This window comes from Serratia sarumanii (assembly GCF_029962605.1).
In the GTDB taxonomy this organism is placed as follows: domain Bacteria; phylum Pseudomonadota; class Gammaproteobacteria; order Enterobacterales; family Enterobacteriaceae; genus Serratia; species Serratia sarumanii.
In genome coordinates, this window is sequence record NZ_CP124750.1 from 3,690,253 (window position 1) to 3,705,740 (window position 15,488).

Consider the following 15,488-nt stretch of genomic DNA (forward strand, 5'->3'; position numbering starts at 1 on the left):
GTATTACTTACACTGTTCCAGTAACCCAAGTAGCTCCATGTCATAAAGCAAGTCGCTTTTTTCTTCTTCGCTAGCATCCAGCAGTAACTCTTCTAGAGATCTATCCTTTAATATGTCCGATATGTTATTTCTAATATTAATTTCTACCCCCTCTGGCCCTCTACCAGCCATTAAAACAAGCTTAAATACATTTAACATTAGATTTTCTATAGGTATAAAAGGTACATACTCATATTGATATGATGCATATCCTATTTCTATACCGTCATACGAAGGCTTCTCGCCTGACTTATTACTCGTATCTAAAATATTTCGGCAACAACCGTAGAAACAGTCTAAAAAATCAGTTCGTATATCCTTATAGCTCATACGTTCGTCATCTATCATTTCAACCTCCGAGGTATCAGCAGTATATTATTGTTATCGATCACTTCCACCTTGACTCCTGGGTATTTTTTCTGAAACTGTTCCACGACACCAAGGCAACTGTCGCAAGCTACACGCTCAGTAAAAATGGTAACCTTTCCCTTAGCGGTAATGTTCGCCCCCAATTTATCAGCCAGATTATCCAAAATTTTATATTCAGAATCCAGGTTTCTGGGGATTGGGTTACCGTCACTATTCTTGATCGTTTCATATGTGAAGTTTCCCCCACCTTTCCCAACAAAACTTTTTTCAGCCTTGTCTATACGGCTATGTGCCGCAAGAGTTTTCGGCATGCCTGGGATATCGATTTGTGCAACTGCGGCATTCCCCATCTTCCTGATATTTTGAGAAAACGGCGCCCTAGCATCCAATACCTGCTGCCTAAACGCAGCAGCCTGTTGAACGGTCTTCTCATTGACCAGATACCCTTTCCAGGCGCTGGTTGGCCCTACCAGTTTGGATGACAGGTACTGGTTGCCGACGTTCGCTTTACCCATACCGGCAAACGTGCTGGCAATAGAGACCGCCATCACCGAGGCATTCACCCAGTCCGGCGACCACCCGGTCAACTTGCTGATTTGTTCTATCTGCTGGTTGCGTGCAAACAGCTGGCCGTCGGTTATCTGGTCGCCCAAATCATACGTGAATAACTGTTCGCTGTCATAGCCGGCAAACGCCGGATAGTTGCCGAAGCGCTGGCGCTCTTTTTGTACCCAGTAATTGGCAATGAGGCCGTCTTCATCCCGCGTTGACGGGTACTTATTCATCAGGGCTTCAAACTGCTTGCGTTCGTCTGAGTTCAACGCCTCTTGCGTGGTGCAAGCTACTTTTCGGCATGAAGCCGCCATCAGACGCGCTTCTTTTTCCTTGTCACCCTTAGCCAACGCTTTAATGGCGTTGAGTTCTTCCTGATGCAACTGTCGATTAAAACGCTCGACAAACTCACCCGCATTTGCACCGCTGGTGGCACCTGCTGCTTTGGCGGTTACGATGGCCCCTGCAAAGGCGCCCGCTACGCGGCTGATTTGAGCCTGACGCTCTTGCCAGCCTTCACTTCTGACCAAATTATCATTGATGATCACCCCGGCCAGCTCCGCCGCCAGCGCCCCTGCCGCTGCGCCTTTGGCATTGCCCTTGCCGATTTCTGCGGCCACGCCCGCCAGAACGGCATGGCTTACGGCACGGCCCGGTATATTGAGAACCTGACCGTTATCCCCGATCAGATTGGCGCCCTCGGCCTGAACCTGGCTGCCGATGTTCGCCAGCAGCGCATTGGTCAGGTTGTCCTTGAAGCTGCCGCCGTTGATGGCGGTATTCAGGCTGGAGCTGATGACCGATTGCCCGGCCACCCGCTGCGCCACCTTGCTCCAGTCGCCGTTGCTCAGCTGCGGCAGTTTGACGTTGTTTGGATTGAGCGGTTTGCCCGCCGCGTCCTTGCTCCAGCCCATCGCGCTGTCGAAACCGTTGAGCGCGCCACCGATCGCCATCGCCGTGGCGGTCGCCTTGACGTTCTCATTGCTACCCAGCGCCTGCAGGGTTTTCGACAGGTTGCCCTGGTTCTCCACCAACGCCACCGCCGCCTGGGAGGCCAGCGAAGACATCCCGGCGGTGACCGCACCGCTGGTTACCGCCCCGCCGCCCACGGCGCCGGAAACGCTGGAGGCCGCCGTGGCCGCCAGTGAACTGCCTGCGGTCACCGCCGCGGCCGCGATGGCGATCACCGCCGCCACCGCCGGGTTCAGGTGCTGGCTCTTGTAATCCCAGCTGTCGTAAGCGTCTTTGACCTTGCTCCACTGCACGTCGTTGCGCTTGTTCAGATCTTTGACCCAGGTGGTGCCCGGCGTATTGCCCAGGGCGTCGATGGCGCTTTGCAGCGCCTGCCCGTTTTTCACCTTCACATCGGCGCTGACGCCCTTGGCGGCCTCTACGGTCAAGGCGCCACCGGTATGAATGCTCGGCAGCACCCACTTATTGTCTTCGTACCCTTTATTGGCCTGCTTGATAAAGAAGCCTTTCGAATTGCTGACGGTCTGTTCGAAAGAGGTGTTTTTCACCGCGCGGAAGTTAACCTGGCCACGGGAACTGGTCAGGCGCGCGTTTTGCCCGGCGGCGATTTTACTGGCTTCATAGGTGCTGTCGTCGCGGCTCATCAGCGTGATATTGCCGGCGGCGGTAAACTCGGTAACCTTGTTGGTCACGTCATGGCGGGTCTGCTTAACCTCGGTTTTCTTGCCCCACCATTTGCGCTTGGTTTCCTTTTTCTCGTAATGGCTGGACTCTTCCATTGCCTGGGCGTAGAGATAGCCGCCCTTGGCGGCGATATCCATATTGCCGACACGCATGGCCTCTGCCTGGTTGTGGGCATCGACCTGGGCTTTCAGCCTTGTTTCTTCCGCATGTTTAGCTTGGGCTTCCTGTTGGACGCTAACTAATTTCCTATTTGCGTTTACCTTTTCACTATCAACAGAATTCAACGCTTGTTGGGCGGCGTGTATCTCATTCTTTTTTTTGATTATGCGTTGACGCAAATTTTCATATTCATCTATCGTCTTTTTTCGAATTGCCAGCGCAATCTCATAACCATCACCGGATGTTTCCGCAGGATCGACACCATAAGGGAATGGGTCAAATGCCTTCCCTCCCTCATTAAGCAATCTATCCAGATCTGAACGGGTTTTTATTTCAATATTCCCCATATCGAGGTGATAAGTCCCCGTACCCGGTATCATTACAGAACTACTGTGCTTGTATGAAATAGGATGCTGAGCAGGATTATCGAGTAACAAACCTTCAGGCGTATTTCTAACGTTGTTCAGTACATTCTGTTTTTGATTAACATTTTGCTCTGCATTTCTAACCGCCTGCTCCGCCGCCGCTATCCGGCTTCCCCAATCCGTCACCGCCACCGACGGTTTCCAGTTCGCCCCTAATCCTTTAACCACCAGTTTGGTCGCCTGGAACAGAATGCTGCCGCCGGAAATCACCGTCATCAGGCCGCCGGCATTCAGCTCGGTGCCCTGCTGAGTGCGAGTTTCGGTGAACTCGTTGCCGCCCTCGCGGTAAGTGTGATTTTGCACCGCCTCGAAACGCATATCGCCGCCGGAGGTCAGCGTCATGTTGGCGCCGGAGGTCAGCCTGGCGCCGTAAGTCAGCAGTTGGTTATTCGCCGACGCGGTCAGGTTTTTACCCGCGCTGAGGGCTGTGACCACATGGCGGTCGTCTTTGTTGTTGTCGTTGGCGGCATCAATGGCGGAATAGGCCAGGTTCGACAACCATAGATTCTGCCCGGCCAGCAGCGTGATATTGCCGTTAGCGGAGAGCGCGCCGCCCTGGGTGCCGATGTCGCGGGCCGAGTTAATCAGCAAATTGCCGCCGGCGTGTACCCGGCTGCCCAGTTCAGGCGTGCGGGACACAGGGAAAAGCGCATTGAATCGACCGTCAAGTTCACGGTAGTTAAGATCGGCGTTATGGGCGGCTAACAGCGTAACGTCCTTATCCGCATTAATCTTGGTGCCGCGGAGCGCCAGATAGCCACCGCTATTGAGCAGAACCGAACCCGTTGCCCTCATTTGGCCACTGGCCAACAGCTGGTTGAAGTATTCCTGCCGTTTAGCCGGAGAAACCGGCCCCCCCAATAGCGCCCCCTCCAACAACGCGCTGTTTTTTACGATTGCAATGCTGCCGTTAGCCGTCATGGCGATATTGCGACTTTGCGGCGCCAGCAGCGTATTCAGCAACGTAATGGTGCTGCCAGCCGTGAGAGACAAATCGCGTGAAGCCTCAAGGCTGCCCAACCAACGCGAACCGTCAGGACGGAAGTAGTGAGGTTTCTCGCTGGAATGTATCTTTATCTCACCGTTTTTGGCGTTTAGCGTGACGTCCTGCCCTTTCAGCTCACTTTGCCAGGCGTCGATGGCGTTGACCGCCGTCAGAGACAGCTCTTTTCCGGCGGCCAAAATGCCTTGCCCAAGAACAATCCGATCTTCGGCAATCGCGGTGATATTGCCGTCGGCACGAATCGCATCAGTACCGACGATATTTTTGGCATGCAGCAGAACATTCCGTGCCTTTAGCGACTCTGGCCTGCCGGAGGTGACCACTTCATTCAGCTGATTTTCATGAGGCGTCGGCGTACTGATCTCTATCTTATTTTTAAAATCCGCAGTGAGATTATTGCCGGCGGTAATCGATGATTTTTGCTGCCCCTTTGCTCGCCAGACGACAAGTTCCTGCTGCTTGGTATAAGGCGCTTTTTCCGTGACATACAGCAGATCCCAATCTCCGGGAGGCGCATCTTCGTCACGGGCAAACGCCCCAACGCCAAACGTGTTCGTTCCCAGACGCCAGTACCGATCTTTCTGGCCGAGTTGAATGCTCTTTACGGTAAAATCGTTCCCCGTCAGGATCAGATCTTTGGCCGCGCTGATATTCGACTGATCGTTCCATAACGTTGTCGCGTTGATATAAGCGTTGTTGCCTGAATTTATCACCCCCGGCGCCTGCGATTTCACCAGAAGATACTCGTCTTTCCCCACATTAACCTTGTCGCCTTTCGACAGGTTGATTTCGCCAAACCAACTGCCGATGCCAAAGTCCTTCAGTTCAGGCTCCAGCAGCACAATAGCGTCAACACCTTGCCGTGAGTCGTAATAACTTCCTACCAAGGATTTATTGAACGCTTTAGAGTTAGCGGGAGTATTTTTCCAAACGGCTTGAACCTCTTGCCTGACATTGTTCAAATTCTCCGTGCGTATAACCAAGTCACCGCTGTTGGTCTGAATGCGTGCAGAGCGGTTTTCTATCTGTTTGGCTTTATTCCCCTGAGCGTCTTTCTGAATCCAGAGATTATTGTTGCTATGCAATGCGGTGTTGTCGCCATCACGTAGTGCCACATTGCGTACCGTATCGGCAAACACCCGCATATCGCGATGCGCCGTAACATTGCCGTTGTTATTGAGCGTATCGGCAGCCATTGTCACGTCACGTTCACCGCGCACCTTAACACCCGATGAGATATGAATTTCCCTGGCGCTGGCGTTCAAGTCTGTCGCTGCCTGTGTATTGCCCAACTCAATCCGCCCGCTAACGCTCAGCGTAATATCCCGCTGTTTGCTGGTGAGGTCTTTCAGGTTAACCCCTACCCCATCCTCATTGGCCACCAGGCGGATTTTGTTGGCGTACATGCCGCCCAGTGCCTTGGTGTCCACCGCCAACACTGGTTTGGCGCCTTCGCCAGCGATCGGCTTGATGGTGCCGTCTTTAAAACTGATGCGGTTAGCGCCCTGGGTCAGCGACAGGTTTTGCGCGTTGATTTTGCCGTTCAGCTCGGTGGCGCGGCTGATGATGTCAACATAGTCGGCGCCGCTGCCGTCCAGCCCTTTACCGCCGATGGTGACGCCGCCTTTTTTCACCTCCAGCGCCTCCAGCGCGCCCTGCTTGTCGAACTGCGGTTTGCCGGTGGTTAACGTCACGCCCGGCGCGTTGATAAAGCCGCAGCCGTTGCAGGTGATGCCATTCGGGTTGGCGATCATCACGTTGGCTTTGTTGCCGAACACCTCGAGCTTGCCCTGCAGCTCGGAACGACTGCCTCCGGTGACTTCGTTGATGATAAGTTCTGCTGGCTTCCCTTTCAGATTCGGGTTGCCCTTTGCATTCTCAATAGTCACGCCCAGTTGGGTCTTGCCACCCTGGATGGCATTATTCAGCACCGCACCGGGCGTACCGACGTTAAAATCCTTGTAGGTATTGTGTGAAATCCCCGCGCCGTTCGGCGTGGCGATATTCACCACCGGTACGTTGCCCGGCTTGATAACCACCTGCGTATTGCCGTTAGCGGCGGTAATGCCGGCGGCGAACGCCGGGTGCAACGGCTGGAAAGCCGTCAGGTAGATCAGCAAATAGCTGGCGCCCCGCGCCAAAGGGGAAGTGGACTTATCCATATTCATTCCTTCGAAAGGATGTTGTTTTGAACGCCGAGGCGCTCCTGCTGTGTGCTGGCGTTATAACGTGACGGTGGCTTGCCAGTAGGCCACCCAACGATCCGGTTGCAGGCTGCCTGGGTGCGTCAGCGATTTACCGACGGTGACCGCCTGATTGAACCAGCGGCCGTTTAACGTCGCGCTCAGCGCCGCGCCGGCGACGCTGCCGCCGTCTATCAGACCGGCGCGCCCCTGCAACCAACCGGCGTCTAACGCGCCGGTGAAAGAAAGCTCTCCCAGCCCCGGCAACGTCTGCCATTGCCAGTTGAGTTCATTGCGCCAGTAGGCGCCGCGATTTCCGGTCAGGTACTGCTCTTTAAAGCCACGCACCGAGTATTGCCCGCCAATGGAAATGCGCTCGCCGGCATACAGGTTGTCTGCGCTGGTTTGCCCATAGGCCGAGGTCAGGTAATAGAGAGAGGGGGCGAGCGGATAAAAGTAGCTGGCGCTGAGGCCAAGCTTGCGGAACTCGCTGCGCGGCGCCCCGTCGCGCTCAGGATCGTCGGCGGTGGCGCCCAGCATGCGCAGCCCGCGGCTTACCGTCGGGTTCAGCGTCATATAGCCGCCGCCCGCAGCCGCACTGTAATTGAGGCCCAGGCTGGCGACGCTGAGCGTCGGGCTGCTGACGCCCAACCGTTCCCCCGCCAGCTTATTTTCCGTGGTACGCCGCGCCAGCCCGATATCGACGGCCAGCTTGCGTTTGCCATCCCGCAGCAACGTGCGGTTGGCGCCCAGACGCTGGGTCTGGTTGTTGCCCTGATAGCGGTAAGCCGCGCCGTTGAACGGCACCCGCTGGAAAAAATCGTTCCAGGCGTACTGGTAACTGAACAGCCAATAGCCGTAGGGTAAGGTGACGCCGCCGTTCAGGCTGCGGCTGCGGTAATGCGGGCTGAAATCGTTATTGCGCGCTGCGGAAAGCGACCATTGATCGGCGAGGCGCAGCGGGTTATCCAGCGTGAAGGCGGCGTTCATCTGCCCGGTGCCGGTGCTTTTCTGGCCGCTGTTGTCGGCGCCGAAAGAGAAAGAGACCGGCGCACGCCGGGCGCCACGCAACAAAACCACGTTGGAAAAGCCGGGTTGTTCGCCGGGTTGAATATCGATAGCCACCTGTTGCGATGGCAGGCGGTTGAGCTGCTCCATGCCCTGCTCAATATCGCGCAGATTCAATACGTCGCCAACCAGGCCGGGAAACGCCATTTTCAGCGCCAGCGTCTGCTCGCCGTTCTGCGTGATGGACTCGATTCGCCCTTCGCTGGCGCTCACGGTCAACACGCCGCGGGAGATATCCTGCTCCTGTAGCCAGGCCTGCGAGGTGACATAGCCGCGTTGCAGATAAGCATTGGTGGTTTCGCGCACCAGACGGTTGATGTGCTCTAGCGTCAGGCAGCGCCCTTGATACGGGCGAACCAGGCTTTCCTTCACCGACCAGGAAAGATGTTCGGCGCCCTGAAAAACGATCTGCCGCACCGGCTGGCAAACCGCCCCTGCGGCGGCCGACACAGGCAGCGGCAAGGCCGGCAACTCAACGTTATTTTGCAGCGCCTCGCGTTGCTGCTGCGCCTGTTCCAGCAACGTTTTCTGCTGCTGGGTAATGCTGTCGCGGTCAGCAGGGCTGGCGATCTCCGCACACCACGCCGGAGCGCAGAGCGCCAAGAGTGCAGGCCAAATCCCGGGCTTCCATGCACACATTTAAACACATCCATTTACGTTAGTTTACATAGCTTATCGAAGTATATACATTTTACACCGACGATCAATGATAATGAGAATTGTTTTTGTTTGATCGGGTTCACAACGTGGTTAAACATCAGGAATATATTTTATCGAGCTTGCCGCCACATTTCCTGATGGCGGATATTATTACCACATGAATTAAAAACCCAAATAATTGCCAATAATAAATTCAAGAGTTAAATAACACGCACAATATCGCTAAAAATAAAAAATAAAGTTTACAAAATTAACCCGCCGTCTTACCGTGATATTTTGTTTAATGCAATTATTCATGAAAGCCATAATTTACAACTAACCAATCAAGAACCTCGAACAATATCAGGATTTCCTAATGCCAGAACGTGATATAGAACTGTTTATTCGTGATTACGTTAATGATATCAAAGCCGGCAGCGCCGCGCTATTTGCCGGCGCCGGGCTGTCCATACCCGCCGGTTTCGTCAGCTGGAAAGAGCTTATCGGTGATATCGCTTATGAATTGGGGCTGGATATAGAAAAAGAAAGTGACCTTATTTCTCTGGCTCAATATCATCTCAATGAAAAAGGCAACCGGCATAAGATAAATCAAAAAATAATTACAGAATTCGCTGAGCAAGCGGAAGAAACTGAAAATCATCGGATCATTGCCAGATTGCCGATAGCGTCACTCTGGACAACCAACTACGACGATCTGATTGAAAAAACCTATGCCCGTTATAATCGCGTCTGCGACGTTAAAACCACGCCGGAAAGTCTGACCAACAATATTCACAAGCGCGATGTTGTCTTATATAAAATGCATGGTGATTATAGAACCCCCAACCAGGCGATTATCACCCGCGAACAATACGAAACTTACTCCCGTACACACCTTCCCTTTTATCAACATGCTGATGGCGGAGTTGACCGCCAAAACCTTCCTGTTTATCGGTTTCAGCTTTGAAGACCCCAACCTGCAATACGTATTGAGTCGCCTTTACGCGCAGTACGGCGAAGGGAAAAGAAACCACTACTGCATCATGCGGCGCGTTCAGGCTGGCGACAGCGGCAGCGAGGATCAGGCGTCTTATGATTACAACAGCCGAAAACAAAGCCTGATGATCAACGATCTGCGCCGTTACGGCATTCAAACGCTGCTGGTGGAGGACTATCGGCAAATCACCGACCTGCTGTATGCCATCGAAACGCAATTCAAGAAAAGCACGGTGTTTATCTCCGGCAGCGCCGACAACTACCACCCCTATGCCCGTGAAGAGTCCATCCAGTTCATACACCGCCTGGCGCGCCTGCTTATCCGCAAACAGTACCGCATCGTCAACGGCTTCGGTTGGGGCGTGGGCACGGCGGTGATCAACGGCGCATTGGAAGCCATTTACGCCAGCGGGGGGAAAATCAGCGAAAGCCAGCTGGTATTGCGCCCTTTCCCCCAATTCGCCAGCGGGAGCATTACGCTGCCGGCACTTTGGCACGAATACCGCCAGAACATGATTTCGCTCAGCGGCATCGCGGTTTTTTTGTTCGGCAACAAGCGTAACGCCGAAGGCGAATGCGTGCTGGCCGACGGTTTATTGAAAGAGTTCCACATCGCTGCGGAACAAGGCTGCGTCTGCATTCCTATCGGTTGTACCGGCGGCGCATCCGCCGAGATCTACCGAAAAATCAAGGAGGAGATGAAAGACACCCTCTATCACCGCCATCCCGTCGCCATGAACCTGCTGGATCAACTTAACGAGCCGGGCAGCCTGGCGGAGAAGAAAACATGCCTGTTGGCACTTATCGATATCATTACTAAGGATAATCCTCGATGACCAGAAAATGTTTTTACAGTTTCCATTATGAGCCGGACAACTGGCGCGCTTCTCAGATACGCGAAATGGGCTCGCTGGAAGGTAACCGGCCGGCCACGGATAACGATTGGGAGGAAGTGAAAAAAGGCGGTGACGACGCCATCGCCGCTTGGATCAAAGGCCAGTTGGACAATCGGAGCTGCGCTGTGATTCTCGCGGGTAAAGATACCGCCAATCGCAAGTGGATCAACTTCGAAATCTGTGAAGCCTGGAAGAAAGGCATGGGCGTGCTGGTGGTGTATATCCATAACCTGAAAGACAGCGCCGGCGAACAAGCCCGAAAAGGCAACAACCCGTTGGATCATATCAAGCTGGGGGATAGAAAGCTTTCCGGAATCGCCAAAGCCTATGATCCGCCTTATTTGACCAGCACCAATGTCTATAATCACATCAAGGAAAATCTGGCGGAGTGGGTAGAAGAAGCGATCCGCATTCGCGAAAATTACTGACGGCCGCCCTAAAGACGAAAGGCTGCATTATCCCGCAGCCTTTCGTTCGCTAGGGGTGCGGCACGTCGCTCACCCATACCGCCCGGTAATATAATCCTCGGTGCGGCGCTGGCGCGGCGAGGTGAAGATGGCGTCGGTATCGTTGTACTCCACCAGCCGCCCCTGATGAATAAAAGCGGTGTAGTCGGAGACGCGCGCTGCCTGCTGCATGTTGTGCGTCACCAGCACCACGCTGTAACGCTGTTTCAGCGCGGAAATCAGCTCCTCGATGGTCAGCGTGGAGATCGGATCCAGCGCCGAGGTCGGCTCGTCGAGCAGCAACACTTCCGGCTCGATGGCGATGGCGCGCGCGATCACCAGGCGCTGCTGCTGGCCGCTGGACAAGCGGAACGCATTTTCACGCAGCCGATCCTTCACCTCATGCCACAGCGCGGCGGCGCGCAGCGAACGCTCCACCGCTTCATCCAGCAAGCGCCGGTCGCGCACGCCCTGCAGCCGCAGGCCGTACACCACGTTTTCATAGATCGATTTCGGGAACGGGTTCGGCCGCTGGAACACCATGCCCACCCGCCGCCGCAGCGCCGCCACGTCAATCTGCGCGCCGGAGATCGTCGTGCCGTTCAGCTGCAGATCGCCCTCGATGCGGCAGTTGTCCACCAGATCGTTCATGCGGTTGAAACAGCGCAGCAGCGTCGATTTGCCGCAGCCCGAAGGGCCGATCAGGGCCGTCACCCGGTGCTTCGGAATGCGCAGCGAAATGTCGTGCAGCACCTGTTTGTCACCATAAAACAGGTTCAGTCCGTTGACCGCCAGCGCGGTCTGTTCATCGTCGAGATGCTGGACATCCAGCCGGGGCAAACTGCCTGGCGTCATCAAACCCATTACGCACTCCCCAAAAATAGCGTCATTGTTACTGCGACCATGCTCGGTACCGCTCCCTCAGCGAATGGCGGATACCCATCGCCGCCAGATTCAAACTCACCACGATCGTCACCAGCAGGAAGGCGGTGGCGAACACCAGCGGCCGCGCCGCCTCTACGCTCGGGCTCTGGAATGCCATATCGTAGATCTGGAAGCTCAAATGCATAAACTTCCGTTCCAGGTGCAGATACGGGAAAATCTCGTCCACCGGCAGCACCGGCACCGATTTCACTACCCCCACCAGCATCAGCGGCGCGGTCTCCCCGGCGGCGCGCGCCACCGCCAGAATCAGGCCGGTCATCATCGCCGGCGCCGCCATCGGCAGCACGATGCGCCACAGCGTCTCGGCCCGGCTGGCGCCCAGCGCCATCGAGCCCTGCCGCAGCGAGGTGGGAATGCGCGACAGCCCTTCCTCGGTGGCGACGATCACCACCGGCAGCGTCAGCAGCGCCAGCGTCAGCGCCGCCCACAGCACGCCGGGCGTGCCGAAGGTCGGGTTGGGCAAGGATTCAGGATAGAACAGCTGGTCGAGCGTGCCGCCTATCATATAAACGAAAAAGCCGAGGCCGAAGACGCCGTAGACGATCGAGGGCACGCCGGCCAGGTTGACCACCGCGATACGGATCACCCGCGTCAGCAGATTGTTGCCGGCATACTCGTGCAGATATACCGCCGCGATCACGCCAAACGGCATCACCACGATCGACATCAGGATCACCATCAACACCGTGCCGAAAATGGCCGGGAACACCCCGCCTTCGGTATTCGCCTCGCGCGGGCTGTCGGTGAGGAACTTCTTCACCTGCTCGCCCCAATGCGCCAGCTTCTCGCTGGTGTTCATGGCGTTCGGGTACCAGGCATCGCGCACCTGGCTGAGCGGAATGGTCAACGTCTGGCCATGCATATCGCGCAGCAGCAGCGCATCACGTTGGCGATCGCGGTTCAGCCCCGCCAGGCGTTCGGACAGCAGCTGGTATTGCCGCTGCAGCTCCAGCCGCTCGGCCTTGATGGCGTCCTGCGCGCGGGCGTCCAGCTTATCGTCGCGCTGCAGGCGCTTTTCCCGCAGCCGCAGCGCGTCAAACTGCTGATTGATGCGCGCCATATCGCGAAATTGAATGTCGTGCGCCTGGCGCGAGAGCGCGGCGATTTGCGGCAGCCGCTGCTGCAACGCCTGCCCCAGATTGCGGCCGGTCAGCGGTTGCCCGTCCTCCAGCAGCCCCGCCAGATAGCCGTAAGCGGTGCCGTGGCTGTCGCGCTCCAGCACCAGCAGGCTGCGCGGCGTGCTTTGACTGCCGATGTCGCTGGCCAGCAAGGTGCGGAAATCCTGCCCTTCACGCTCGCGGTTACCGACCTTGATCAGATAACGTTCGACGCTTTGCGCCTCGCCCGGCGGCGTCACGCCCGCTTCCGTTAGCTGGCGGCGCGAAATGCTTTGCTGTTGATACAGCTCGCCGATCACCGTCACCGGCCCGGCGCCGTTCTGATTCAGCTCGAACTGATAAACCGGGCTCGGCCAGAAATAGCGCATCCCTTGCCCGGCCAACAGCAACAGAATGCCGATCAGCGCCAACAGGCTGACGGCGACCGAACCGGCGGTCAGCCAAATCCACGGCGACCCGCTCTTCACCCAGTTCTTCATGGCGCCTCCTGATTCGGCGTGTAGCGCTTACGCAGCCGCAGGCGCACCGCCTCCGCCAGCGTGTTGAACACGAAGGTGAAGATAAACAGCACCAATGCGGTCAGGAACAGCACGCGGTAATGGCTGCTGCCGGAGACCGCCTCCGGCATTTCGATGGCGATATTGGCCGCCAGCGCTCGCAGCCCCTGGAACAGGCTGCCGTCGATAATTGGCGTATTGCCGGTGGCCATCAGCACGATCATGGTTTCCCCCACCGCGCGGCCAAAGCCGATCATCAGCGCGGAGAAAATCCCGGCGCTGGCGGAAGGCAGCACCACCTTGATCACCGTCTGCCATTGGGTGGCACCCAGCGCCAAAGAGCCCTGGCTCAGGGTAGCCGGCACGCTGAACAGCGCATCCTCCGCCAGCGAGAAGATGATCGGCACCAGCGCGAAGCCCATCGCCACGCCCACCACCAGCGCATTGCGCTGGTCGTAATTATCCCCCAGCCAGAAATGCAGCGGCTCACCGAACAGCGCCACCTCCAGCCGCGGCCCCAGGCTGAGCGCCAGCCACACCGTCAACGCCAGCAGCGGCAACAGCAACAGCAGATCGACACCCGGCCGGCAACGCGGCATAAAGCGATGGGTTAACGCGCCGCACAGCAGCACCGCCGCCGCCAGCAGCAGCGGCAACGCCAGCACCGCCAACAGGTATTGCTCGATGATCGGCGCCAGCCAAATGCCGGCCACGAGCCCGATCACCACCGTAGGCAACGCGCCCATCACTTCGATAGCCGGTTTGATCACCCGCCGCAGCCCCGGCGTCATAAAATAAGCGGTATAGATAGCGCCGGCCAGCGCCAGGGGAATGGCGAACAGCATCGCGTAAGCCGCCGCCTTGAAGGTGCCGAAGATCACCGGCATCAGGCTGAATTTCGGTTGATAACTGTCTTCGCCGGAGGTGGATTGCCAGACGTAGGCCGGCTGCGGGTAGTTCTCATACCACACCTTGCCCCACAGCGAACGCCAGGTGACGTCCGGATACGGATTGTCGAGCGCATAGCGCTGCCAGCCCTGCGCGCTCTCCAGCAGCAGGCCATCGCCGCGCGGCGCGAACGCTATCTGCTGCACCTCGGCGCCCAAACGGGTATTCAGCAGCGGCTGCGGTTGAATGGTGGAGAACAGCGAGAAGCCGCCATCGGGCCGCAGGGTGGCGAACACCCGGCGGTAAGGCTCGGCCACCGTCAGCTCCTGCCCGTCGGCGCCATGGTCGAAATGCTGCACCGGCGTCAGGCGCCAGCGCTGCTCTTTTTCTACTTCGAACCACTCGCGCAGATTGCCGTCGGCGCCCTTGATCAGCAGCGCGCTGCCGCCGGGCAGCGCCGTCATCTGATACGGGGCATGTTCGCCAAGGGTACGCGTTTCACGCAGCTGCAGCTGCGCGCCGTCGATCTGATAACGCGCCAGCCGGTTGCCCGCCAACAGGTAAAGCTGGCGGCCATCCGGCGTCAGCACCAGTTGCTCAGCATCATGTTCCAGCGGGCGCTCGCTGAACTGCGGCGGCCGGTCGGGGCTGAAACGGCCAAACACCAGGCGCCGATCGTCGGTCACCCCGGCCAGCAGATACTGCCCGCGATGCGCATCCGCCAGCGACAGCAGTTTCAGCGGCTTGCGCTGTGGATCCAGCGCCAACGGCTGCTGCCCGAGCGGGAACAGCCACTGCGGCCGGCCGGTCTCCGCCGTCGCGAAATCCGCGCGCGCCACCACCAAGCGGCCGTCGGCCTGCGCCAGCGCAAACAGATCGCGCTCTCCGGCGGCCTGCGCGAGCAGCGCCGGCTTGGCCAACAGCGTCTGCTGCGCCAGCGGCGCCTGGGGCTGGCCGTTCGGGGTCGGCGTCAGGCGATAAAATTGCCCCGCGCCCTGCGCGTCAATGCGGTAACCGACGCGCTGCTGCACGTCCATGCCCAGCGCCAGCGCCGGGGCCGACGCCGCGATCGGCAACGGCTGCGCCTGCCCAAGCGAGGCCGGTTTGAACAGCGGCAGCACCGCAAACAGCAGATAAACGAAGATCAGCATCAACGTCATCAGCACCATCAGCCCGCTGGCGGTCACTGCCGCCTGCACGCCGCGGTCGATGCGCCCGCGCATGCGATCTCGGGGATGTTGATTGGCCGTCGTCTGTGTCATGTGTCTCGCTGTCGCTGATGTAATCGGGCTTGCGCCGTAAGATAACCGGGCATCTTATGTCAGTTTTATGACGTTTGCATGACAAAGTTACCCAATCTCCACCAAGTCATTTTCACTGCCAACAGGCAATATGGCGCTGATATATTGCTGAAAAATGAACGCAAATACGCTTTATAACGCCAATAATAAGCCTGGAAACCTTAATTTAATGCTGCCCAATCCGGCGGCGCATTGCCCACGTCGCCGAAAATTTATCGGCGCCGAAAAATGCCGCGCGCCAACGCAATGGATATGTTGGACTTTCCTGTCAATCTCTCGCAATAATGATCAAGGACACTAGAGCGGCA

The 15,488-nt window shown here is 57.2% G+C and carries 9 protein-coding genes; 3 read left to right on the forward strand and 6 right to left on the reverse strand.

The window, feature by feature from the left end:
- Positions 1–3: 3 nt before the first annotated feature.
- Genes SSARUM_RS17575 through SSARUM_RS17585 form a run of 3 tightly spaced genes read right to left on the reverse strand, consistent with a single transcriptional unit; the run spans position 4 to position 8,093 of the window.
- Positions 4–387: a hypothetical protein gene (locus tag SSARUM_RS17575; protein ID WP_043147815.1), complete on the reverse strand. Its 384-nt coding sequence runs from the start codon at positions 385–387 to the stop codon at positions 4–6.
- Positions 384–6,365, reverse strand: a complete 5,982-nt coding sequence (locus SSARUM_RS17580) for a DUF637 domain-containing protein (protein ID WP_060430432.1) — start codon at positions 6,363–6,365, stop codon at positions 384–386. Before SSARUM_RS17580 ends, SSARUM_RS17575 begins: the two co-directional genes overlap by 4 nt.
- Before the next feature lie 60 nt (positions 6,366–6,425).
- A complete protein-coding gene (locus SSARUM_RS17585; RefSeq protein ID WP_060430435.1) occupies positions 6,426–8,093 on the reverse strand; it encodes a ShlB/FhaC/HecB family hemolysin secretion/activation protein in 1,668 nt (555 codons plus the stop codon).
- A gap of 376 nt (positions 8,094–8,469) precedes the next feature.
- Here SSARUM_RS17585 and SSARUM_RS17590 point away from each other — a divergent pair, with 376 nt between their 5' ends.
- From SSARUM_RS17590 to SSARUM_RS17600, 3 genes are read left to right on the forward strand one after another with little or no spacing between them, the layout of a single operon-like run.
- The gene (locus SSARUM_RS17590; protein WP_230200802.1) at positions 8,470–9,060 is read left to right on the forward strand and encodes an SIR2 family protein; all 591 of its coding nucleotides are present in this window, start codon (positions 8,470–8,472) and stop codon (positions 9,058–9,060) included.
- Complete coding sequence (locus SSARUM_RS17595; RefSeq protein ID WP_230200801.1) at positions 9,011–9,925, forward strand: SIR2 family protein; 915 nt, start codon at positions 9,011–9,013, stop codon at positions 9,923–9,925. Before SSARUM_RS17590 ends, SSARUM_RS17595 begins: the two co-directional genes overlap by 50 nt.
- The gene (locus tag SSARUM_RS17600) at positions 9,922–10,413 is read left to right on the forward strand and encodes a TIR domain-containing protein (protein ID WP_033654571.1); all 492 of its coding nucleotides are present in this window, start codon (positions 9,922–9,924) and stop codon (positions 10,411–10,413) included. Before SSARUM_RS17595 ends, SSARUM_RS17600 begins: the two co-directional genes overlap by 4 nt.
- A 69-nt stretch (positions 10,414–10,482) precedes the next feature.
- On the opposite strand, the gene pstB is transcribed toward SSARUM_RS17600, so the two are convergent.
- Genes pstB through SSARUM_RS17615 form a run of 3 tightly spaced genes read right to left on the reverse strand, consistent with a single transcriptional unit; the run spans position 10,483 to position 15,141 of the window.
- Positions 10,483–11,295 (reverse strand): phosphate ABC transporter ATP-binding protein PstB, encoded by an 813-nt coding sequence (gene pstB / locus SSARUM_RS17605; RefSeq protein ID WP_047570992.1) that lies wholly within the window; start codon positions 11,293–11,295, stop codon positions 10,483–10,485.
- Positions 11,296–11,323: 28 nt separating this feature from the next.
- The gene (pstA, locus tag SSARUM_RS17610; RefSeq protein ID WP_033648825.1) at positions 11,324–12,973 is read right to left on the reverse strand and encodes a phosphate ABC transporter permease PstA; all 1,650 of its coding nucleotides are present in this window, start codon (positions 12,971–12,973) and stop codon (positions 11,324–11,326) included.
- Entirely contained in the window at positions 12,970–15,141 is a 2,172-nt protein-coding gene (locus SSARUM_RS17615) for an ABC transporter permease subunit (RefSeq protein ID WP_060430437.1), read from the reverse strand. Before SSARUM_RS17615 ends, pstA begins: the two co-directional genes overlap by 4 nt.
- Positions 15,142–15,488: the final 347 nt, after the last annotated feature.

Excerpts from the sequence above, each read along its gene's own strand:
- SSARUM_RS17575 (WP_043147815.1), bottom strand. The coding sequence starts at position 387 with ATGATAGATGACGAACGTATGAGCTATAAGGATATACGAACTGATTTT.
- SSARUM_RS17580 (WP_060430432.1), bottom strand. The coding sequence starts at position 6,365 with ATGGATAAGTCCACTTCCCCTTTGGCGCGGGGCGCCAGCTATTTGCTG.
- SSARUM_RS17585 (WP_060430435.1), bottom strand. The coding sequence starts at position 8,093 with ATGTGTGCATGGAAGCCCGGGATTTGGCCTGCACTCTTGGCGCTCTGC.
- SSARUM_RS17590 (WP_230200802.1), top strand. The coding sequence starts at position 8,470 with ATGCCAGAACGTGATATAGAACTGTTTATTCGTGATTACGTTAATGAT.
- SSARUM_RS17595 (WP_230200801.1), top strand. The coding sequence starts at position 9,011 with ATGGCGGAGTTGACCGCCAAAACCTTCCTGTTTATCGGTTTCAGCTTT.
- SSARUM_RS17600 (WP_033654571.1), top strand. The coding sequence starts at position 9,922 with ATGACCAGAAAATGTTTTTACAGTTTCCATTATGAGCCGGACAACTGG.
- pstB (WP_047570992.1), bottom strand. The coding sequence starts at position 11,295 with ATGGGTTTGATGACGCCAGGCAGTTTGCCCCGGCTGGATGTCCAGCAT.
- pstA (WP_033648825.1), bottom strand. The coding sequence starts at position 12,973 with ATGAAGAACTGGGTGAAGAGCGGGTCGCCGTGGATTTGGCTGACCGCC.
- SSARUM_RS17615 (WP_060430437.1), bottom strand. The coding sequence starts at position 15,141 with ATGACACAGACGACGGCCAATCAACATCCCCGAGATCGCATGCGCGGG.